Below are 22158 nucleotides of genomic sequence, written 5' to 3'. Positions count from 1 at the left end.
TTTAAAGATCTTCTGTATAACTGGCTGTAAAGGTATCATAAATAATTTCCTCAGCCGGATTATTGCGAAGTTCAATAATGATATTGAAATCGTCAAAGCTGTATCCCGACTCACGTACAAATACATCAGGATGCTCAATCACTTTAGTACTTGGCATGCTCATAATTTCCTGAAGCAGGTGATAATGTCTTTCATTTGACCGAATTGTACTCACAATACCATCAATAATAAACACATTGTTTGGGTTCATTTCTTCTTCAGAGAGCTGACTGCGTACCGTCTGTCGTAGTAGCGTCGAAGATACAAAAGTCCAACGCTTCATTGCGCATACACTACTGGCAATAATGGATTCCGTTTTGCCCACACGTGGCATCCCGCGAAGACCGATCACCTGATTGCCGTCCCTCTTTAATACTTCACCCAAAAAATCGACCAGCAACCCAAGCTCATCGCGTGTAAAGCGAAATGTTTTACGATCATCCGAATCCCGATCGATGTAACGGCCATGTCTTACTGCCAATATATCAACCAGTCTCGGAGCACGTAAGGCCGTGACTGTAATGTTGCTCGCTTTTTTTAACGTGTCTCCGAGAATACGTATCTTCTCATCATCGTCTGTTTCAAGCAACATTCCCCGTCTTTCACCTTCAACACCGTTGATCGTCAGTATATTAACCCCCAGAATACCAAGCATGGAAGCAATGTCTCCCAGCAGTCCGGGTCGATTTTTATGTATCTTGTACTCCATGTACCACTGTTTCGTTTCTTCCGTCACGTTAGCACCTCATTCACATTCAAACCGTCAACAACTCCAAATCAAAGCATTATTGTATCATAAAATAACATCTTTCGACAAAACCAATTATTGAAATTTGATAGGCTGCATTGTGTTGTAAGCCTCAATCACGTTTATGATATATAAATTACAATGGAATTACAAGAACAGCTCTGTAACCATTACAGAAAAGCCCCCAAAAGGGAGCTTTTCATGTTGGTTCTTACTTATGCGTTGCTCTTGGCCAATTTAACCATTAGCCGGGCGATGGTGTGACGCTCGTCCTCATCGGCAACTCCCCACAGTTCTTTCAATGCGCGGTTGGAGTGGTTGGCTGGATCGACCTTCTCATCCAGAAAATCACCGATTTCATAAGCAAGCTCTGAAATGGTATCTTGGCTGATTCCCAGCTTCTCCGCTTGCTCTACACGCTGACCGAGGAACTTTTTCCAAACATCAAAATTCTGAACAACTGTTGACATACTTAAATCCTCCTTAGATGATTCAGATTTAAAATCAACAGTTGTAATATGCTCTTCTCAGACGCTTACTATACTGGTGGATTCCTCCAAGCGCTATTTCCCTTAAGTCACCCATCCTCCGTTAGGACTTATGACCTGGCCATTAATATAACCTGACTCAGGAAGCGCAAGAAAATAAACCAGGGATGATATCTCATCAGGTCGAGCCAATCGTCCGGCAGGAATTTCTTCTTCCAAACTGGTAATTTCGCCTTCATCTAAATGATCCAGCATCGACGTATTCACTGCACCTGGAGCTACTGCATTCACTGTCACCCCGGAAGGTGCTACTTCTTGAGCCAGCGCTTTAGTGAAAGCGTTAATGCCTCCCTTCGTGGTGGAATACAACACCTCGCACGAAGCCCCACATATCCCCCACACGGAGGAAACATTCACAATGCGGCCATAGCGTTGGGAAATCATATGTGGCATAAAAACCTGCGTACACAGAAAGGTTCCCTTAACATTGACTGCCATCACTTCGTCCCATTCCTCTTCCGAAACATCTGTCAACAGCCCATAATGAGATAATCCGGCGTTGTTCACAAGAATATCCGGCTTCATCCCGTGATTATCCAGCTTTTCCCGCATGCGTTCGATCTGCTCCTTGCTCTGCAGATCCGCTGACACGGTCATTACCTTGCCTGAATAAACCATGCAACGACGGGCAACTTCATTTGCTTTTTCATGGGACTTCATGTAGTGAATGACCACATTCATCCCTACAGCTGCAAAACGCTCAGCAATAGCCGCACCAATTCCGCCACTCGCTCCTGTAATCAGCACAGTTGTATCGCCAATCGCTTTTAATTCTCCGCCCTCAGTGGTCATCGTTTCCCTCTCCCTGGACATTACGGACTCACCACTAGTGATATTGCGAGTTGATCCCACTGGATATGGTCTTTCAGACGGCGATTTACATCCTCAAGCGTAATACTTTCATAAATCGGAAGCAGTTGGAAAAAATCACTGCCCCGGAAGCGATGTCTTGTAAATTCATGCGCAATATTTTCTGGTGAATTGAGTGTACGCAGATAACCACCGATTTTCTTTTTGCGTGCCCGTTCAAAATGTTCTGCTGCGAAGCCCTGCTTCTGGATGGACTCCACCTCTTCACGTATTCTCGCCAACAGCCGATCCGGGTCTTTGGTATCTCCACCGATTGCGGAAAATGCATATTGCTGCGTACTATTGTACTCATGGCCAAAACTGTCCGAAATCAGATCCTCATCGTAGAGCTTTTGATACAGTTGTGTACTGGAACCAAATAGGAGATCAAGCATCAGCTTGGTTTCCAGATCATGACGAAGCAATTCTTCACCCGTTAAGCCTACTTCAGCCTCCTTGAATCCAAACAGTAGCTTTGGCAGAGAAACGGCCAGCTTCACCTCACGACGTGGTTCTGCAACTGTAGTGGGTTCATCGTCGAAAATCCGCTCAATCTCTCCCTGCGGCTTATAGTCCTTTTTGGCCTGATTGTTACGTACCAGCTCTATTACTTCAGCTGGATCCACTCCTCCCACTACAAAAAGAATCATATTGCTTGGGTGGTAGAAAGCTTCATAGCAACTGTACAGCGTTTCCTTTGTAATCGTACTGATGGATTGAATCGTACCTGCGATATCAATATGCACCGGATGGACCTTGTACAACGCCTCGATCAGACCAAAGTAACTCCGCCAATCGGGGTTATCTTCATACATATTGATTTCCTGGCCAATAATGCCTTTTTCCTTCTCTACATTTTCATCTGTAAAGTAAGGATGTTGAACAAAATTGACCAGCGTGGTCAAATTTTCTTGAATACGCTCAGTTGCCGAAAACAGATATACGGTTTGATCAAAGCTCGTAAATGCGTTCGCCGATGCACCATTAGAGGAAAAGGTAGCAAAAATATCTCCTTCAGGCTCTTCAAACATTTTATGCTCCAAAAAATGGGCTATGCCATCCGGCACCTTTACGGGCTGTTGACCTTCTACGCGGAAATGATTATCAACCGAGCCGTATTTAGTCGCAAATGTGGCGTACGTCTTCTGAAAACCCGGTTTGGGCAACACATAAACGTGTAAGCCGTTATCCATTACTTCATAGTACAGCGTTTCCTGCAAATGCTCATAAGGTATATGCTCCACCGTTATTCCCCTTTCTGGTCTCTCAAGAAATAAATAGTGTCCAGTCGGAACGTCCGGGCGGCATCCTGAACATCCTGCACCTTGACTGCCTCCACCTGACTCAGCAGCTCATCTACCGTCCGCTCTTTACCGGAAAGCTGTCTGTTAAAATCATAGGCGATCATCTCAAAAGCGGAATCCTGCATCTCCTTCAGCAAGTTGCGAATCATCGCCTGCGTTTGGGTCATTTCCAGCTCAGTAATCGCTCCGTTTTGCGTATCTTCCAGTTGCTTGCGGATAATAGTAACCGCTTTTTCATAATTAGGAATTTCAATACCAGATTGAATCGTACCAATCCCTTTATGTCCGTCATATCGCGATGAAGCGTAATACGCCAAACTTTCCTTTTCCCTTACATTAACGAACAGCTTTGAATGCGGATACCCGCCCAGAATGCCATTGTACATCAGAGCGGATGCATAGCGATCGTCACCATACGTAATAGGGGTCCGCAATCCCATGTTGAGCTTGCCCTGGTTCACATCAAGATGCTCTACAACAGTTTGAACATCACGCTCTACCGACTTGGGCTGTTCCGGAACATACCCTGCTTCCGCTGAACGGTTCAATTGAAAATAGCGATCAACAAACTTCTCAACTTCTTCTAGCGTCGTATCTCCCACAACGTATAAATCCATGCTGGCATGATTCAGCCATTCTCCATAAGCCTCATACAAGCTCTGTGCATCTATACTGTCCAGATCAGATCGTTGACCAAGATGGTGCAGACGATAAGGCTCATCTTTGCACATTTCCTCCATGCAGCGCTCACCAGCATAACGTATTTTATCGTTAACTATAGATTCCAGCTTCTTGCGCACATTTTCTCGTTCCTGCTGAACGTATCCAGTTTGAAATGCATCATTTTCCAATGCAGGCTTCGTCAGCACTTCTCCAAGGAAAGCAAACGAACGATCCAGCAAACTATCCGGACTGTTTACAAAGCTGTCATTAATCGTATCCATGCGAAATTGCACGATCTGATAATCTCCACGTTTATACACATCGAATCCGAAACCTGCGCCATACAATTGCTCTAACTGTTCTCTGAATTGTGTAGTCTGCGGATACGATTCTGTACCCCGGCGCAGAACGAAAGGTACCAGCCCCACTCGAGTTACGGTTTCCTCCCGTAGCGGAGTGCCTACATACAATGATATAGCAAACGTCTTAAAGCGCTTGGTTGGCAGTACATGAATCCTCAGTTGTCTGCGTGTGCCACGCTCGAAACCTGTTTTGTTCAAGTCCAAAACTCCTTTGTGACGTCAATTGGCGTCTAGCCTTTGATTAGCATTAGCTGCTGTAAATCGTCCTCCTGTAAAGAGGTAAAGTGTACCAATCTTTATTCTAACCATGCAAAAGCCAAGAAGCAACCGGAGACAAGCTCCCGGCTGCTTCGGCGTTTTACATGCAAAAAATATGTTCCCCGATGGTTTTCACCTGCGGACGGGTCCAAATCCATTTGGAGGTGGCTGTTTTTGGATTAAAATAATAGAGACATCCTCCGCTTGGGTCCCAGCCGTTCAGCGCCTGTCGTACTGCCTTCTGTGCAGTTTCATTCGGCGTAAGCCAGATTTGTCCGTCTGCTACAGCTGTAAAGGCCCCCGGCTGGAAAACCACCCCAGATGGTGTATTTGGAAAACTAGGTGATTTAACCCTGTTCAAAATAACCGCCGCCACGGCAACCTGCCCTTCAAAGGGCTCGCCACGGGATTCACCGTAGACCGCATTAGCCAAAATCTTAAGATCGTTTGCAGATAGTCCCATGGTGTTGGCCGATCCCATTGTTTCATCATTTTGATCCGCTTTATCATTATTGTCCGCTGTGTGTCCCTGAGCGGAACCTTGATTGTTACGATGCATAGGAGTTTCCGTTGGCTTCCAGTTAGGGGTAGCATTCACCAGCTTTAATTTCGTCTTTGCTCCGACCACTCCATCGGGACGGATACCAAATTCCTTTTGAAAACCTTTAACAGCTTTTAGTGTACTGCTGCCAAAATGGCTGTCCACTTTCCCGCCAAAAAAGCCCAGCAACTTCAAACGTGATTGCAACTCATATACATCCTGACCGTAAGATCCAAAATCAACCGCTCCCGAGCTGAATGTCGGCTCGGATGGTTGCGCCGCTTGTACTTTCTGCTGTGTGTTGAGCGACTCTGTTTGCTGCTGTGCAGAGTCATTTTTAAAAAGTCCTGTGTACGTAATAGCCGAGGCTGCGAGGATACCCGTGCAAATCCAGACCATTGTCTTTTTCATATGCTGCGCTCTACCTTTCTTTTGTGGGATTAACAGGATGGCTACGTTTATTATGACAAGCTCCGCTTAAAGCTATTCACCCTTTTAATCTTCTTTCAGCAGGTAGTCGCCACACCTCAAAAAAACATCACAAAAAAACGCTGTTTGTACACTTGGAGTTGTCATTTTAGAACAACTACCTTGCGAACGAACAGCGTTTTAATGTAGTGCTGGGTAGAGATAATGCTTAGGAACTAACTTTATTTTGCTGATATTGCTCCATTGAGATAAGAACCTCACGGGGCTTGCTGCCCTCGTAAGGGCCGATGACTCCGCGAGCTTCCATGGAGTCAATCAGTCGAGCAGCACGTGTATAACCGATCCGCATACGGCGCTGAAGGAGCGAAACGGAAGCTTGTTTAGCCTCTAAAATGATGTTGACAGCCTGATCGTACAGCTCATCCAGCATTTCATCTGCATCAGCCGATACCTCTTCCACCTCCGGCACTAGCGTCTCATCATACTGCGCTTCACCCTGTTCACGTACGTAGTTAACAATATTTTCGACTTCTTGATCGCTCATGAACGCTCCCTGAACGCGGACTGGTTTAGAAGCACCCATTGGCATGAAAAGCATATCACCACGTCCGAGCAGCTTCTCGGCTCCACCCATATCCAATATGGTACGGGAATCTACCTGCGAGGAAACGCCGAAGGCAATACGTGAAGGAATATTAGCTTTAATTACCCCGGTAATTACATCAACCGAAGGTCTTTGCGTTGCAATGATAAGGTGGATGCCTGCTGCGCGCGCCATTTGGGCAAGTCGTGCAATCGCATCCTCCACATCTCCCGCAGCTACCATCATTAAATCTGCCAACTCGTCCACAATAACGACGATGTAAGGCAGAAATGCATCCGGGTTATCTTTCATCAAATTATTGTATCCCTCAATATTACGGGTTCCTGATTTGGAAAATAACTCATACCTTTTTTCCATTTCGACTACAATTTTCTTCAATGCAAGTGAGGCACGCTTTGGATCAGTCACGACCGGAGCCAACAAATGCGGGATTCCGTTGTACACGTTCAACTCCACCATTTTAGGATCGACCATCAAAAATTTGACCTCATCCGGCTTTGCTTTGTACAAAATACTCGTGATGATCCCATTGATACACACTGATTTACCCGAACCTGTTGCCCCAGCTACAAGAAGATGGGGCATCTTGGCCAAATTACCGACAATCGTCTGTCCTGCAATATCACGTCCGAATGCAATAGACAAGCTGGAAGCTGACTCCTGGAAAACGGTTGTCTCCATTACCTCACGCATCGTTACAATGGAAACTTCATTATTCGGAACCTCAATTCCGATAGCAGATTTGCCAGGAATCGGAGCCTCCATACGGATATCTTTGGCAGCAAGTGCAAGCGCAATGTCATCCGTCAGACTCACAATACGGCTGACCTTCACTCCAATGTCCGGCTGAATTTCATAACGTGTTACGGCAGGGCCACGGACAACCTCCAGCACCTTCGCCCGCACACCGAAGCTTTCCAGCGTTGCTTCCAGTTTGCGTGCCGTTTGCATATAATCCTTTTGTCCCATACCTTTGCCTGCATTTTGTGGTTTAGCAAGCAAACGAAACGATGGTAGCTTGTACGGTTTAGGCGGCGGCGGAGCCGGGATAGCTGTATGGGTACCTTCAACCTCTTCGCCTGCCACCCCAGTTGCAATCGTCTGAGCTTGTCCCTGAGCACCTTCTAATGTCCCCTGAATCGTAGTCGAATCATCCATATCCTTATTCGCATTGGCACCCACAAAGTCATCATCCAGGGGTTCGTCAATAATGGAAGTCGTCTGCTCTGCCCCTGTCAGGGACTCTCCAAATTCAGCTTCCGTTCTTCTTTCCTCATGCTTTACTTGTTCGAAGAAATCCCTAATAATCGGCGACCTTTTTACCGGAATTGCAGCTTCCTGCTCAGCGTGTTCGACTACGTCAGACAGCTCTTCACTCTGGTTGCCATTTCTCCACTGGGCCTGCGCGTCCTCAGCTTCATATGGAAAATCATGCTCATCCTCATCGACGGAATGCTCTTCCTTGTCCGCTTTATCTGAATTCTTAAGACCAAACAACTGAAAGAAAATCGGTTGTTTGCGTGCAGGAGGCTGCATTTCGTCAAAGTCATCATCCATGTCTTCCTCATAGGCAGGAATCGGCTCAGACTTGATCTTTCTATTTCCATTACCTTTGCTAGATGCCGAAAGCGGAGTAGCTTTACCAGTCCACTTTTTGCGCACACTTCCCCCAGCTGCTAGCAGCTTGGTCTTTACAATCCGCACCAAATCCACATAGGACAGTTGAGTCATCAGCATGAAACAAATGACGAACATAACAATCATGATCAGTTTAGCTCCCGTGAGACCAAACAGCCACAACAGAACAGTAAGCTGCAACGCGCCTACGTAACCCCCGCTGATATCCTTGTTCAGCATTGAGGAATGGCCCTGCTGATCAGGCGACAGCAACTGCTCGCGCATATCTATATGTATCTGGGTCATCACTCCGCCCGGCTGAAGCGCGTTGATCGGCCCCAAACGCTGCTCCATAGATGAAATAGAACTCATAAGTGTAAAGGCAAATACCAACAGGAGCAAACCCGTTTTACGCGAGTTCCACTGGTTCGGCCACTTGCGGTGAATCATCACCATCAGACCATAATAAATGCCAATCAGAGGGATAACAAAATAGAATTTCCCCAATACGAGCCCAAACATCTTGGATAGCGACCGACCAACTGCCGCTTCACCCGATAACGCAATGACCGCTAATGTAATCAGCACAATGCCGTAAATTTCAAATTTTAGAACTCCGCCAAATGCGGCTTTCTTTTTTCTTTTTCTTCTTCTGGACATACAAGGTCACCCCCCAGAAGAATATTATACCACGTCACCCGGTATCCGCACATATGTTCTTTTTCAGCAGTAAATGACCGATTTCTATACTATTCGACACCTTTTACGACCATTCGATGACTTGACCGGGTCCATAACGCGGATTCAGGTAGGCTTCCAGCGGGCAGTCCAACAACCGTACAATGATCCCCCGACGACTTTCAAGCGGCTGTACCTGCATAAGTAGACCGTCTACTCGAACCTCTGCAAGCTCCTCAGCCTCTTTCCACATCCCTTGCCACACCATTTCCATTGGCATTACAGTATATAATGTCATTGAGATAGCTCCCCGCTATGCTCCCCTGACAGTGTCTCTGTAGGAGTTCCTGTGGCACTGGGAATAAAAGGAGCATACGGAGCCTGCTGTTGGATCCCAGCGTTCCCGTTTTGCTGACGCCGCGTTTCAATAATGGTGTTCAGCTGTTTTAAAGCCTCTCCGATCCCTCCAACCGCGTCCATCAATCCATACTTCACTGCATCGGCTCCCCCAACCGCTGTACCAATATCGCGGTTTAACTCACCGGTTTTAAACATCAATTCCTTAAACTGCTCTTCTGTAATACGAGAATGAGAAACGACAAAGCGTACGACACGTTCCTGCATTTTTTCCATATATTCAAAAGTCTGTGGGACTCCAATGACCAGGCCGCTCATACGAATAGGATGAATGGTCATCGTCGCACTCTCCGCAATGTAGGAATAAGTGGAAGACACAGCAATCGGCACACCGATGCTATGCCCCCCGCCTATCACAATGGTCACCGTTGGTTTACTCATCGATGCGATCATTTCAGCAATAGCCAGTCCTGCCTCTACATCACCACCAACTGTATTCAGCAAAATCATTAATCCTTCGATACGAGGATTTTGTTCTGCCGCTACCAGTTGGGGAATAATGTGCTCATATTTTGTCGTTTTGTTTTGAGGCGGTAAAATGAGATGCCCTTCAATCTGACCGATAATCGTCATGCAAAAAATATTGGACTCGCCTCCAGGCATGGAGGTTTGACCCAGTTGCTGCAAAGCCTCCATAGCAGGTAACGCGGGTCTTTGCCCAATTTCTGGTTGATCTGGCGTTTCCGTTTCCTCGTTGCCAGATGATAGATTGCTGTATTGTTCCATATGGGTGATCTTCCTTTCGCTTTACGCATCTATATGACCCGTAGTCACCCTATAGTATGGGATGTAAATGGAATATTTTATACCTACCCCCATGCTTTTCCTTACCCCGAAAAATCAAAAAAGCCTCTCCTTCCGCGGAAACCGTCCAATATTTCCTGCGGGAAGAGAGGCGACTGTGTGCCTGTGACTTAAGTTTTTAATTCAGGTTTTTGAACAAATTTCAATTGAATCACACTTCCATTATAATTGGCAGGATCATCGGTCTGCGACGAGTTTGCTCATACAAGAAGCGACCCAGTGCATCCTTGACATTTGTCTTGAGGGAAGCCCATTCATTTACATTTTCACTCATGAGCTTATGCAGTGTACTTGAGACAATACGATTCGCTTCATCAAGCAAACCTTCCGATTCACGGACATAAACGAAACCGCGGGAAATGATATCTGGACCCGATTTAATCGTTCCGTCTTGCTTGCTCAGCGTGACAACCACCACCAAAATACCGTCCTGTGACAGCAATTTACGGTCGCGCAATACGATATTTCCTACATCCCCTACGCCTAGTCCATCGATCAGTACGTTACCTGCTGTAACTTTACCAGCTCTGCGTGCTCCGCCATTCTGAATTTCAATGACTTCACCGATATCCGTGATGAAAATATTTTCAGGCTCAATACCTACGCCTTCAGCAAGAAGGGCGTGACGACGTTGCATTCTGAACTCACCATGAATTGGCAAGAAGAACTTTGGTTTCATCAGATTCAGCATCAGCTTAAGTTCTTCCTGGCTTCCGTGTCCAGAAACGTGAATACCTGGATTAGCTGCGCTGTAATATACATTGGCACCCAGACGGAACAGTTCATCAATTGTGCGTCCAACGTATTTTTCATTACCCGGTACCGGAGTAGCTGCAATGATGACTGAATCCCCTGGAAGAATGTCAACCTTTCGATGTGTGGAACGAGCCATTCTTGTCAAAGCGGACATCGGTTCGCCCTGACTGCCTGTGCAGAGAATAACTACACGGTCCGCTGACATTTTGCCAACTTCTTCAGGCTCAATCAGCATTCCATCCGGAATTTCCAAATAGCCCAAGTCCGAAGCAATGCCTACGACATTAACCATGCTTCGACCAATAACTGTTACTTTACGTCCCGTTGCTTCAGCAGCATTAATTACCTGCTGAATACGATGTACGTTAGAAGCAAAAGTGGCTACGACCACACGCTGTCTCGACTTGCGGAAAATGTCTTCCAGCACAATACCAACGCTCTTTTCCGAAGGTGTAAAGCCCGGTTTCTCGGCATTCGTACTGTCTGACAAAAGAGCCAGTACGCCACGTGTGCCAATTTCAGCCATACGCTGCAAATCTGCATATTGTCCGTTCACCGGAGTATGGTCAAATTTGAAGTCACCTGTATGAACAACAGCGCCTTCAGGAGTATCAATACATACACCTACAGAATCCGGAATACTATGGTTGGTTCTGAAGAAGGTTGCTTTTAGTGTGGAACCCAGCTTGATTTCGGAATCAGCATTGATCAAAATACGTTTGGTTTCACCAAGCAGATTCGCTTCCTTCAGCTTGTTTTCCACCAATCCCAGCGTCAATTTGGTACCATATACTGGTACATTCAAATGTTTCAACACGTAAGGCAAACCGCCGATATGGTCCTCGTGACCATGAGTCAGCACAATGCCTCTTACTTTGTCGCGGTTCTCTGTAAGGTAGGAAATATCAGGAATAACGATATCAATGCCCAGCATGTCCTCTTCCGGGAATTTCAGACCGGAATCCACCACGACAATGTCATTGCCGTATTGAACGACATACATATTTTTCCCGATTTCACCGACGCCGCCCAAAGCGAAAATCATCAATTTATCGTTGTTTGTTTTTTTAGACAAATGAATCTAAACCTCCTATGGTAGTTGGACGTCGTACCTTGATTTGTTATTTAATTTTCAAAAAAATACCGCACCCAGTCACTTGACCCCATTATACATGATTAAAATACGAAAAAACAAGTCATCCTGTTCGTTACGCTAGGTTTCCCATTGCCGTCTCAAACCATTAGTATCTGTCATTTTATCTATATGCATGGTTAAAAGCACAGCAAAAAGGACGTCCTATAAGAACGTCCTTCATGCTGGAGGACCTTGTCAGACAATAAACTCTATCGGTTTTGTACCTACCGACTGCCCTTAACAAGGTTACTCCTTAGTATTAATTAATATCCTACATTCCTATTTGTCTTTAGCGGGTAAATAATTTCTTAATAAATTCCGCTTCATCCTCAGTTGGAGGAATGAGCGGCAACCGAACCGAACCAACCCTAATCCCCCGTAATTCCAATGCATATTTTACTGCCACTGGATTAGGCAGAGGATGAGGACAGCCAAACAAACCCTTGAAAATCGGGAACAACTGCTGATGCAACTTTGCTGCCTCCTGAGAGTGTCCTCCTACAAGTGAATCGATCATCTGCTTCATTTCAGCACCTACCACATGGCTCGCTACGCTGATAATACCATAAGCACCTACAGCCATAGCAGGCAACCCAGAAGCATCATCCCCGGAATAAACCAGAAAACCCTCTGGCGCTGCCGCTGCAATCTGTGTAACCTGCGCAAGTGATGCACATTCTTTGGTTCCCACAATATTTGGAATTTGTGCAAGACGCAGCGTTGTTTCAGCTGTTAGACTCGCTCCAGTACGGCTTGGAACATTATACAGTATAGCTGGAAGGGATGTGGAGTTTGCAATACTTTCGAAATGCTGATACATCCCTTCCTGATTCGGTTTATTATAATATGGCACTACCAGTAGAACACCATCTGCTCCTGCCTGCTCCGCGGCACGGGTAAGATGAATGGAGTGACGCGTATTGTTGCTGCCAGTCCCGGCAATAATTTTACATCGTCCAGCTGCTTTTTCTACAACAAAAGCAAACAACTTGATTTTCTCATCATCGCTCAGGGTAGGAGACTCTCCTGTTGTTCCAGATACAACAAGTGACTCTGAATGCTGTTCTTCTATTAAATAATCAATCAACGAGGACAATGCAGTCCAGTCAATCTCTCCTTGCTGATCAAAAGGTGTCACCATCGCGGTAATCAATCTGCCGAAGTTCACCATGCTGCCTCCTTTTTGCAAATCCGAGCACGGACCATGCACCTATTGATGGAGTTCAAATTTATTATGCAATGCGCGTACAGCCTGCACCATATCTTCTTTTTTAACAAGTACCCAGATCGTCGTGTTGGAATCTGCGGATTGAAGGATCTGTACGTCTGATTCTGCCAATGCCTCCACAATCGTCGCCATAATGCCCGGTACCCCGTTGATACCACCGCCTATGACAGAAACTTTAGCACATCCGGCCAGTATCTTAGGTTCTAGACCCAACCCGTTCAATACTTCAACCGCTTTGCTTCCATCATAATCGAACACAGTATAAACTGCCCCCGATGGCGTTACATTAATAAAATCAACGCTGATTCCATGTTCAGCCATAGATTTGAACACTTGTAATTGCAAGTGCTCCATACCCGGCTTTAATTCAACATTAATCTGAGTGACATTGCCAACATACGCAATACCGGTCACGAAACGGTCTACGATGTCTGCCTGCACGTCTTTAAAGCCTTCCGGATGGGTAACTAACGTACCTTCTCCTTCGGAGAAGGTAGAGCGAACACGGACCGGGATATTAGCCTGCATGGCGATTTCAACAGCACGAGGATGGATAACCTTTGCTCCCTGATGAGCCATATTACAAATCTCCGTATAGCTAACATGTGTAAGCGGCTTTGCGTTTTCCACAATGCGCGGATCGGCGGTCAATATACCATTCACATCCGTATAAATATCAACCATATCCGCATGTAGAGCAGCACCTAGAGCAGTAGCTGACGTATCGCTGCCTCCCCGACCCAAGGTAGTCATATCACCGTCTGCTGTTTGTCCCTGAAAACCTGTCACAATGACAACTCTGCCTTGGTTCAACTCTTCAACAACACGGTCTGGCTTTATATCCAAAATACGAGCATTGCCGTATTGATCATCCGTAATAAAGCCCGCCTGTGCCCCAGTTAGCACTGTAGCAGGAATACCTTCCTTCTCCATCAGGCTGCATAATGTAGCAGCAGAAATAATTTCACCACAGCACAGCAATAAATCCCGTTCGCGCTTTGGCAGACTGTCGCCGTTAGACACCGCCCAATCCAGCAGCGTGTCGGTGGCATAAGGCTCTCCTTTTCTCCCCATGGCCGACACAACAACAACCAATTGAAGATTTTGTTCCAGCTCCCTCTTCACATGTGCCAACACAAGTTTACGTGCTTCAGGTGTGGAAAGCGAGGTTCCTCCAAATTTTTGCACCAAAATACCCATTATTTTTCCCCCATATTGGAACGTTACTCCGCGTTTGCAGCAATAATTTCCGCGATTTGCACCGCGTTCCATGCCGCTCCTTTGAGCAGATTGTCGGATACGACCCACAAATTCAATCCACGGCTATTGCCCAAATCACGGCGTACACGCCCCACAAATACGTCAGGTTTTCCTGCAGCTTCAGATGCCAGTGGATAAAGCTGAGCAGCAGGATCGTCCACTAGCGTTACTCCCGGTGCTGAAGCCAGCAAATTACGGATTTCTTCTAAATCATAATCTTTTTTAAGTTCTACATATACAGATTCCGAGTGACCATATACAACAGGAATACGTACACACGTTGCTGTTACGTCCACCGATTCGTCACCCAGTATTTTTTTCGTTTCACGTACCATTTTCATTTCTTCCAGTGTATAACCATTGTCCTGGAATTTATCAATTTGCGGAATAGCATTGAAAGCAATCTGATGTTTTACTGGCAACGAGCCTACTGGCAACAGATCAGGCTGAACTTCATCACCGTTAAGAATCGCTGCGCTTTGACGATTCAATTCATCAATAGCTCGGCTTCCAGCCCCGGAAACGGCCTGGTATGTGGATACTATGATACGAGAAATGCCATACTGATCATATAATGGTTTCAAAGCAGCTACCATCTGAATGGTGGAGCAGTTCGGGTTCGCAATAATGCCTTGATGCTCGGCAATTTTGTCGCTGTTCACCTCAGGCACTACAAGAGGAGCTGTCGGATCCATTCGGAATGCATTGGTGTTGTCAATACAAACTGCCCCATGACGAACAGCATGCGGCGCCAATTCCTTACTTACGTCTCCACCTGCACTAAACAAAGCAATGTCGATTCCCTCAAAGCTGTCGGGGGTAGCAATCTCTACTGGAATTTGCTGACCTTTAAAGCTAATTAACGTGCCGGCAGAACGAGGCGAAGAAAGAAATTTGATTTTGTCCACAGGAAAATCCCGTTTTTCCAGCAGATTTACGATCTGTTCTCCTACAGCGCCTGTCGCTCCAACGACAGCTACATTAAACTTTCTATTGCTCATCTGGTATATCTCCCCTTCTCGACTAAAAAACCATTTTTTATTCTGAAAGCATCCACCGCCAACAAGAAATTAGACCCGATACAATATCGAATCATCTTCTAGGCGAGGGATGCTCAGCAGTTAACTATAATACTTCATGGGGTCTTGCGTTCCACAATCATCGGCTGAAGCTGTTTGCCCTGCAATGCTTCATAAGCAGCCTCCGGAATCAACTCCATGTTAGCTACAAGCGAGTTCGGCTTTTTAACTGGATTGTCCTGTCCGAACGGTACAAAAAAGATATTTTTGGCTACGAGTAATTTGGCGATATTGGCAGCATTTAGGCCCAGTCCATCATTAGTAGATATGGCTAAAAGAAGTGGACGGCCGTTGCGCAATTGCGCCTTGGCAGCCATCAAAACCGGACTGTCTGTCATCGCATTCGCTAACTTACTCATCGAATTCCCCGTCAAAGGTGCAATCACCAGCACATCGAGTATTTGGGAGGGACCCAGTGGCTCAGCCTCCACAATTGTAGAAATGATATCATTCCCTGTTATATCTTTCAACTGTTTTTGCCAACTTTGCGAAGTACCAAAGCGAGTATCCGTTGTTAGCACTGTATTGGATATAATAGGGACGACCTTTGCACCCTCATCAACAAAGCGCTGTATAACAGGCATTACCTCTTCAAATGTGCAATGTGAGCCTGTAATTGCATAACCTACTGTTTTCCCTTGCCAACTCATTGTGCATCCCCCCGATCAGGATTATCTTCCATTAACAACTGCACCAGCGTATTCGCTATAATGGCACCAGCAGTTTTGGGAGCAACAATACCGGGAAGACCAGGGGCAAGCATAGCCTTGATTCCACGCTTTTCCGCATAACGGAAATCACATCCGCCCGGGGCGGAAGCAAGATCTATAATCACGGTGCTCAGTGGCAATTTAGACAGGATTTGCGCTGTGATAATCATAGAGGGTATCGTATTAAAAATCAAGTCAACTCCCTTTGTCTCATGTGCTAAATCCCTTGTCATAAAAGGCTTCCAACCCATTTCCACGGCTCTCGCTGCATCCTCTGCCCGCCGTACTCCAACCTTCACTCTAGCTCCCAATCCCTGTAGTGCCCTTGCCATGGTAAATCCAGTCCGTCCCATGCCTAGAACCATACAATCTGCACCGTGAATCGTAAAATCAGTATGCTGAATGGCCATCATCAGTGCGCCTTCGGCCGTAGGTATAGAGTTGTATATGGCCACATCATCTCGCTCCAGCAGCTCTACCAGCTTTAACTCATGTCTGGTACAAATTTCTTTTAAGTACGTCCGCGCCATTCCTGTATATACAATACAATGAGGTGGAAGAGCAGCAGCATGCTCATTCAGGAACTGAAGCTTCTGTGCTCCGAAAAGTGCATTTACGTTGCCTTCCTCATCGCATCCCACCACCGGCAAAATCAATGCATCTGACGATTCCAGCAGCTTGACAGACAGTGGTTCTAGTGTCACTCCTTTGAGTGGTACTTCAAGCTTGTCAAAACCGACCACACTGACGGTAGCATCCATGTCCACACATTTACGGATTACCTCAAGCTGCCTCGCATCGCCACCCAAAACAACGACGCGTATTCCTGTTAGCATCCGGATCACTCCTTTCCGAGACACGATATGCTTTTAGTCTATGCGAGTGCCCGGAAAGGGGTGAAAAAACACAAAAAAAAGCCGCCTCTTTATGAGGCGACCTTTATATGCATACATGCTCTTAAGCAAGTAAATTCGAAGCTTTTACAAAATAGATATTCGTACATTTTAAACCAACCATCGCCTCAGCGTCCTGTATGACCAAAGCCTCCAGCACCACGCACTGTTTCAGATAATTGGTCTACTTGTTTCAGCTCTACCTCAGGTACAACTTGAAATACCATTTGTGCAATTCGCTCATTGCGCGTAATCGTGAATGATTCCTCGCCCAAATTAATAAGAAGTACCTTAATCTCCCCACGATAATCCGCATCAATTGTTCCCGGTGTATTGAGACAAGTAATACCATGCTTAAGAGCCAGTCCACTTCGCGGACGGATCTGTGCCTCCAATCCCGCCGGCATAGCTATTGCAAATCCGGTTGGAACGAGGCAACGCTTGCCGGGTTCCAGTACCAGATTTTCCTGTACTGCTGCATACAAGTCAAACCCTGATGCAAGCTCTGACATTTTGCGGGGCAGCTCAATATCTTCATTGCCCGCGAGTCTGTTAATTTCCACGTAAGTTAACAAAATAGTCCCTCCTCATATCCTTTACCGCTGAATCACTCGCTCCCACCATCGACAGGGCAAACGGCTCCGAGAACATCCGATCCAGCACTTTGTTCACATCATTCGCCGTCACTTGCTCGATATGTTCGATCATTTGATCCAGCGTATAATGCTGACCAAGCATTAATTCATTTTTTCCAAGCCGATTCATCCGGCTACCTGTACTTTCAAGGCTTAAAATCAAACTTCCTTTTAATTGCTCCTTACCTTTACGAAGCTCATTAGCGTCTAAACCGTTGACAGCCACATCTCGTAAAAGCTCCAGAGTCAAATCCAGCACGTCCTTTGTTTGTTTAGGAGCCGTACCTGCATAGATCGTGAACATGCCACTGTCCGCATGGGAGCTATGATAGGAATAGACCGAATAAGCAAGCCCACGCTTTTCCCGAATTTCTTGAAACAAACGTGAACTCATGCCGCCGCCGATCGCGTTATTCAGCAAAACCATAGCATACTGGAGGTCGTCACCCGTCGCAAATCCAGGTAGGGATAAACAAATATGATTTTGCTCCGTTGCTTTCTCATGATACAACAGTTCACCGTTAAACGCAGGTACTGTCAGCGGCGAAACGGTTCCATGATTGTCAAAATGTCCAAAATGTCGCTCCAACAATTCTACCAAGCGATCGTCAACATTACCAGCCACACTGATAACCGTATTGTCGATTGTATAATGTTCCCTCATATAATGGCTGAGATGTGAGCTATCCATAGCAAGCAGGTGATCTTCGGTTCCGAGAATCGGATAAGCCAGTGGATGTTCACCATAGGCGGCGCGAGATACAAGATCATGCACCATATCATCCGGTGTATCCTCATACATGGAGATTTCCTCCAAAATCACATTCTTCTCTTTTGCCAATTCTTCCTGATCTAGTTTGGAATTAAAAAACATATCAGACAGCACATCAACTGCGATCGGTAGATGCTCATCCAACACTTTGGCATAATAGCATGTATATTCCTTCGAAGTAAAAGCATTAACATTTCCTCCGATGGCATCGAATTGCTCAGCGATTTCCTTAGCGTTAAAACGCTCTGTTCCTTTGAAAAGCATGTGTTCGATAAAATGAGAAATACCGCTATTGTCCGGCGTTTCATTCCGGGAGCCAGTTTTAACCCAGATGCCGAAAGAAACTGAACGCACGGTTGGAATTTTTTCAATGACCACTCTTAGGCCGTTTTTGAGTTGAATTCTTTCCACGATTGGCCCTCCTAAACTGAATTGCATACTTAGCCATAATGTTCAATCCTAACAGAAAAAAGACGTTCACTCAACCGGAACAGGTAGCTGCCGATCAGGAGAAAGCGTCTGACTGACAGTTCCGAGCATAAGTCCCTTACTACGAATGGCATGGATCATGCCTTTGAGAGCAGCCGCTGAGGAATCTGTTGGGTGCATTAATATCAGGGAGCCTGATTCAACCTTACTACTGATTTTGTTAATCACCGATTCCGGTGACGGATGTTTCCAATCTACTGTGTCCAATGTCCACAACACTGTTTTGAGCCCACTTTCTGCTGCTATATCCACCGTTTGCTGATTAAAATCACCCGAAGGAGGGGCAAACCAGTAATTTTTGATACCCAAAGTTTCTTGGAGAAGTACTTGAGTCTTTTCAATTTCTTGTGTGGCTCTGGCCCGACTCAGACGGCTCATATTCGGATGAGAGTAAGCATGATTTGAAAGCTCATGCCCTCTTTTTTGAATCTCCTTGGCGAGATCAGGATTTTTTTTCAACCAACTTCCATCAAGAAAAAATGTAGCCTTGATCTTTTCCTGATCCAACGTGTTCAGTATCGGCAGGATAAATTCATTCCCCCATGCTACATTGATCATGAAGGATACCATCGGCTTTTCGGGATTTCCCCTGTATATTGGAACATTACCAAGCTGATTTAAATGTATTTTAGGTGCCAATTGCCGATATACATATTGAATGGGTCGATCCGGAGATGCAATCGCTTTGCGATAGGTAGCATCCAAATCCACCTCCAGCCCGTTATAGCCTGGAATAGCCCTCCATACCCTGTCGATCTTGGCATCAACTGGCTCCCGCCGCTGACGGGCTGCTTCTGTTCTTAGTCGCTGCATAAGCGCATTATCGGGTAAAGCCGCCATCGCCATCGTTGTTTCAACTTTAGGCTCCCCAACTCCTGTAACGTCTCCATTGCGTAATTGATCAGCGAAGTCACGAACCCCGCTAAACTGTCCGATTATCAGTGTGATGGCTAAACTGGCTACCACCCACACTGCTCTTTTTGTCCTACTCATGATTCCTTCAGCCTCCCGCCCGTTTGTCCACATTGTATGCGGAGAGGAAAAGAACTATGACGCAGTAGCCTCTAGAAGCCCACTTTGGCGCAGCTTGTGCATATGTATGAAAAAAGAGCCAGAAACGTAGCTCTGCCTCTTTCCAAAAGCTTAAACAATGCTATTCAAATCCCTTGTACTGTTAATACGAAAAGCTACTCCTGTCTTTCTAGTCTGCAACATGCAGGTCCTAGGATTTTGCAGGTGCTTCTGCTGTCAGAACAGCCTTACGGGACAGATTGACACGTCCTTGTTGATCAATTTCGGTTACTTTCACCGTAATTGTATCCCCAATAGCAATTACATCTTCAACTTTGGCTACACGCTCAGTAGACAGTTGAGAAATATGAACCAGACCATCTTTACCTGGTAAAATTTCAACAAATGCACCGAATTTCTCAATCCGTTTTACTGTACCGATGTAAATCTCACCGACCACGACTTCCTTTACGATACCCTCAATAATGGAACGTGCTTTTTCATTCATCTCTTGATTTGTGGAAGCGATGAACACACGACCATCTTGTTCAATATCGATTTTCACGCCGGTTTCTTCGATGATTTTGTTGATGATTTTACCACCAGCTCCAATAACATCACGGATTTTGTCCGGGTTAATGTGCATCGTCATAATCTTTGGAGCATACGGAGACAACTGCTCACGTGGCTTCTGGATCGCTTCCATCATTTTGCTAAGAATGAACAAGCGTCCTTCTTTAGCTTGCTTGAGTGCATCCTGTAAAATCTGGCGGTCAATACCGTTAATTTTAATATCCATTTGAATGGCAGTTACGCCTTCCGCAGTACCAGCAACTTTAAAGTCCATATCGCCCAGGTGATCTTCCATACCTTGGATATCAGTCAATACGGAGACATGATCTCCATCCTTGATCAATCCCATCGCTACACCTGCAACCGGAGCTTTAATTGGTACACCTGCATCCATCATAGCCAGTGTACTTGCACAAATACTAGCTTGTGAAGTCGAACCATTCGATTCCAGTACCTCGGAAACCAGACGGATGGTGTATGGAAATTCAGTTTCGGAAGGAATTACTTTGGAAAGCGCACGTTCACCAAGAGCACCATGTCCGATTTCACGACGACCTGGCGCACGCAAAGGACGAGCCTCCCCTACGCTGAATGGCGGGAAATTGTAATGATGCATAAAGCGTTTTGTTTCTTCCAGATCAATACCGTCCAAAATTTGCACATCACCCAATGCACCGAGTGTACAAATGCTAAGTGCTTGCGTTTGACCGCGTGTAAATAAGCCCGAACCATGAGTACGCGGCAAGATGCTAGTGTCGCTTTCAATCGGACGAATTTCGTCAAGCTTACGACCATCAGGACGCACTTTATCATGCGTGATCAGACGACGTACTTCTTCCTTGACGATATCATAGAGAACTTCGCTCACGTCGCTCAAAAGCTCTGGTGTCTCTATGTATTGTGTTTCAAAATGGGCAACTGTCTCTTCGTTGACTGCATCAATCGCCTCTTGACGGGCATGTTTTTCTGCAATTTTAACAGCTTCCATTAAACGTTCAGCTGCATAAGCACGTACTTCACTGTTCACTTTTTCATCAACAGCATGCAGTTTAACCTGCATTTTCTCTTTACCTGCTACTTGCACCAATTGTTCAATGACTGCCACAATGTTCTTAATCTCATCATGACCGAACATAATGGCTTCCAGCATAACTTCCTCTGGAATCTCATTGCCTTCGGCTTCTACCATCATGATGGCATCTTTCGTTCCGGCTACAACCAGGTACATGTCGCTTGCATTCTGCTGTGCAATATCCGGGTTAATCACAAATTGTCCGTCTACACGTCCTACAGCGACTCCACCGATTGGCCCATTAAAAGGTACATCCGAAATGCTAAGTGCTGCTGAGGTTCCGATCATTGCTGCAATTTCAGGTTCGCAATCCTGATCGACACTCATAACCAGGTTCAACACCTGTACATCATTCCGGAAACCTTCCGGGAACAATGGGCGAATTGGACGGTCTGTCAAACGGCTGGACAAAATTGCTTTTTGACTCGGACGTCCTTCACGTTTAATAAATCCGCCAGGAATTTTCCCCACAGCATACAATCTTTCCTCATAGTTTACGGTCAGTGGAAAAAAATCCAAATCTTTCGGCTCACGGGAAGCGGTCACGGTACAAAGCACAACTGTTTCTCCGTAACTCACTTTAACTGCCGCATTGGCTTGTTTCGCAAGACGTCCTGTTTCCAGCACCAGCTTTCTTCCGCCGAGCTGCATTTCTACGCGTTGCTCCATGGTATCCCTCCATTT

19 protein-coding genes are annotated in these 22158 nt (G+C 45.9%); all 19 read right to left on the bottom strand.

Annotated features, from left to right (window positions below; all coding sequences use genetic code 11):
- Nucleotide 1: 1 nt before the first annotated feature.
- The 19 genes from MHH57_RS10015 to pnp all read right to left on the bottom strand — a co-directional run bounded on the left by MHH57_RS10015 (nucleotide 2) and on the right by pnp (nucleotide 22143).
- Nucleotides 2-775 carry a DUF3388 domain-containing protein gene (locus tag MHH57_RS10015; protein ID WP_013370747.1) on the bottom strand — a complete coding sequence of 258 codons (774 nt, stop codon included), beginning with the start codon at nucleotides 773-775 and terminating at the stop codon, nucleotides 2-4.
- Between the two features lie 227 nt (nucleotides 776-1002).
- Nucleotides 1003-1257: a DUF3243 domain-containing protein gene (locus MHH57_RS10010; protein ID WP_013309950.1), complete on the bottom strand. Its 255-nt coding sequence runs from the start codon at nucleotides 1255-1257 to the stop codon at nucleotides 1003-1005.
- Nucleotides 1258-1359: 102 nt separating this feature from the next.
- Entirely contained in the window at nucleotides 1360-2127 is a 768-nt protein-coding gene (gene fabG / locus MHH57_RS10005; protein WP_209948050.1) for a 3-oxoacyl-ACP reductase FabG, read from the bottom strand.
- 20 nt (nucleotides 2128-2147) lie between these two features.
- The gene (locus MHH57_RS10000) at nucleotides 2148-3428 is read right to left on the bottom strand and encodes a pitrilysin family protein (RefSeq protein ID WP_039273585.1); all 1281 of its coding nucleotides are present in this window, start codon (nucleotides 3426-3428) and stop codon (nucleotides 2148-2150) included.
- 2 nt (nucleotides 3429-3430) lie between these two features.
- The gene (locus MHH57_RS09995) at nucleotides 3431-4711 is read right to left on the bottom strand and encodes a pitrilysin family protein (protein ID WP_342435053.1); all 1281 of its coding nucleotides are present in this window, start codon (nucleotides 4709-4711) and stop codon (nucleotides 3431-3433) included.
- Nucleotides 4712-4871: 160 nt separating this feature from the next.
- Complete coding sequence (gene sleB, locus MHH57_RS09990) at nucleotides 4872-5723, bottom strand: spore cortex-lytic enzyme (RefSeq protein WP_209948046.1); 852 nt, start codon at nucleotides 5721-5723, stop codon at nucleotides 4872-4874.
- A 226-nt stretch (nucleotides 5724-5949) separates the two neighbouring features.
- Entirely contained in the window at nucleotides 5950-8622 is a 2673-nt protein-coding gene (locus tag MHH57_RS09985; protein ID WP_209948044.1) for a DNA translocase FtsK, read from the bottom strand.
- 103 nt (nucleotides 8623-8725) lie between these two features.
- Nucleotides 8726-8938, bottom strand: coding sequence for a YlzJ-like family protein (locus tag MHH57_RS09980; protein ID WP_023988229.1), 213 nt, complete (start codon nucleotides 8936-8938; stop codon nucleotides 8726-8728).
- The gene (locus tag MHH57_RS09975) at nucleotides 8935-9783 is read right to left on the bottom strand and encodes an ATP-dependent Clp protease proteolytic subunit (protein WP_029517034.1); all 849 of its coding nucleotides are present in this window, start codon (nucleotides 9781-9783) and stop codon (nucleotides 8935-8937) included. Before MHH57_RS09975 ends, MHH57_RS09980 begins: the two co-directional genes overlap by 4 nt.
- Before the next feature lie 229 nt (nucleotides 9784-10012).
- Entirely contained in the window at nucleotides 10013-11692 is a 1680-nt protein-coding gene (locus MHH57_RS09970) for a ribonuclease J (RefSeq protein WP_013309942.1), read from the bottom strand.
- Between the two features lie 349 nt (nucleotides 11693-12041).
- Nucleotides 12042-12923, bottom strand: coding sequence for a 4-hydroxy-tetrahydrodipicolinate synthase (dapA, locus tag MHH57_RS09965; protein WP_029517033.1), 882 nt, complete (start codon nucleotides 12921-12923; stop codon nucleotides 12042-12044).
- Between the two features lie 39 nt (nucleotides 12924-12962).
- Entirely contained in the window at nucleotides 12963-14180 is a 1218-nt protein-coding gene (gene dapG, locus MHH57_RS09960) for an aspartate kinase (RefSeq protein ID WP_069011410.1), read from the bottom strand.
- A gap of 23 nt (nucleotides 14181-14203) precedes the next feature.
- Nucleotides 14204-15241, bottom strand: a complete 1038-nt coding sequence (locus MHH57_RS09955) for an aspartate-semialdehyde dehydrogenase (protein ID WP_013309939.1) — start codon at nucleotides 15239-15241, stop codon at nucleotides 14204-14206.
- Between the two features lie 134 nt (nucleotides 15242-15375).
- On the bottom strand, nucleotides 15376-15969 hold the full coding sequence (locus MHH57_RS09950) for a dipicolinate synthase subunit B (RefSeq protein ID WP_029517031.1): 594 nt from the start codon (nucleotides 15967-15969) through the stop codon (nucleotides 15376-15378).
- Nucleotides 15966-16865 carry a dipicolinate synthase subunit DpsA gene (dpsA, locus tag MHH57_RS09945; RefSeq protein WP_029517030.1) on the bottom strand — a complete coding sequence of 300 codons (900 nt, stop codon included), beginning with the start codon at nucleotides 16863-16865 and terminating at the stop codon, nucleotides 15966-15968. The genes MHH57_RS09950 and dpsA overlap by 4 nt, the downstream gene beginning before the upstream one ends.
- 185 nt (nucleotides 16866-17050) lie before the next feature.
- A complete protein-coding gene (gene dut / locus MHH57_RS09940) occupies nucleotides 17051-17497 on the bottom strand; it encodes a dUTP diphosphatase (RefSeq protein ID WP_013309936.1) in 447 nt (148 codons plus the stop codon).
- On the bottom strand, nucleotides 17475-18740 hold the full coding sequence (locus tag MHH57_RS09935; RefSeq protein WP_209948042.1) for a pitrilysin family protein: 1266 nt from the start codon (nucleotides 18738-18740) through the stop codon (nucleotides 17475-17477). Before MHH57_RS09935 ends, dut begins: the two co-directional genes overlap by 23 nt.
- Before the next feature lie 66 nt (nucleotides 18741-18806).
- Entirely contained in the window at nucleotides 18807-19811 is a 1005-nt protein-coding gene (locus MHH57_RS09930) for a polysaccharide deacetylase family protein (protein WP_342435052.1), read from the bottom strand.
- 229 nt (nucleotides 19812-20040) lie between these two features.
- Nucleotides 20041-22143, bottom strand: coding sequence for a polyribonucleotide nucleotidyltransferase (pnp, locus tag MHH57_RS09925; protein ID WP_311082739.1), 2103 nt, complete (start codon nucleotides 22141-22143; stop codon nucleotides 20041-20043).
- Between the last annotated feature and the right edge of the window lie 15 nt (nucleotides 22144-22158).

Origin of the sequence: Paenibacillus sp. FSL H7-0442 (assembly GCF_038593105.1) — a bacterium.
In the GTDB taxonomy this organism is placed as follows: Bacteria; Bacillota; Bacilli; order Paenibacillales; family Paenibacillaceae; genus Paenibacillus; species Paenibacillus polymyxa_D.
This window is presented reverse-complemented; position numbering and strand designations above follow the sequence as displayed.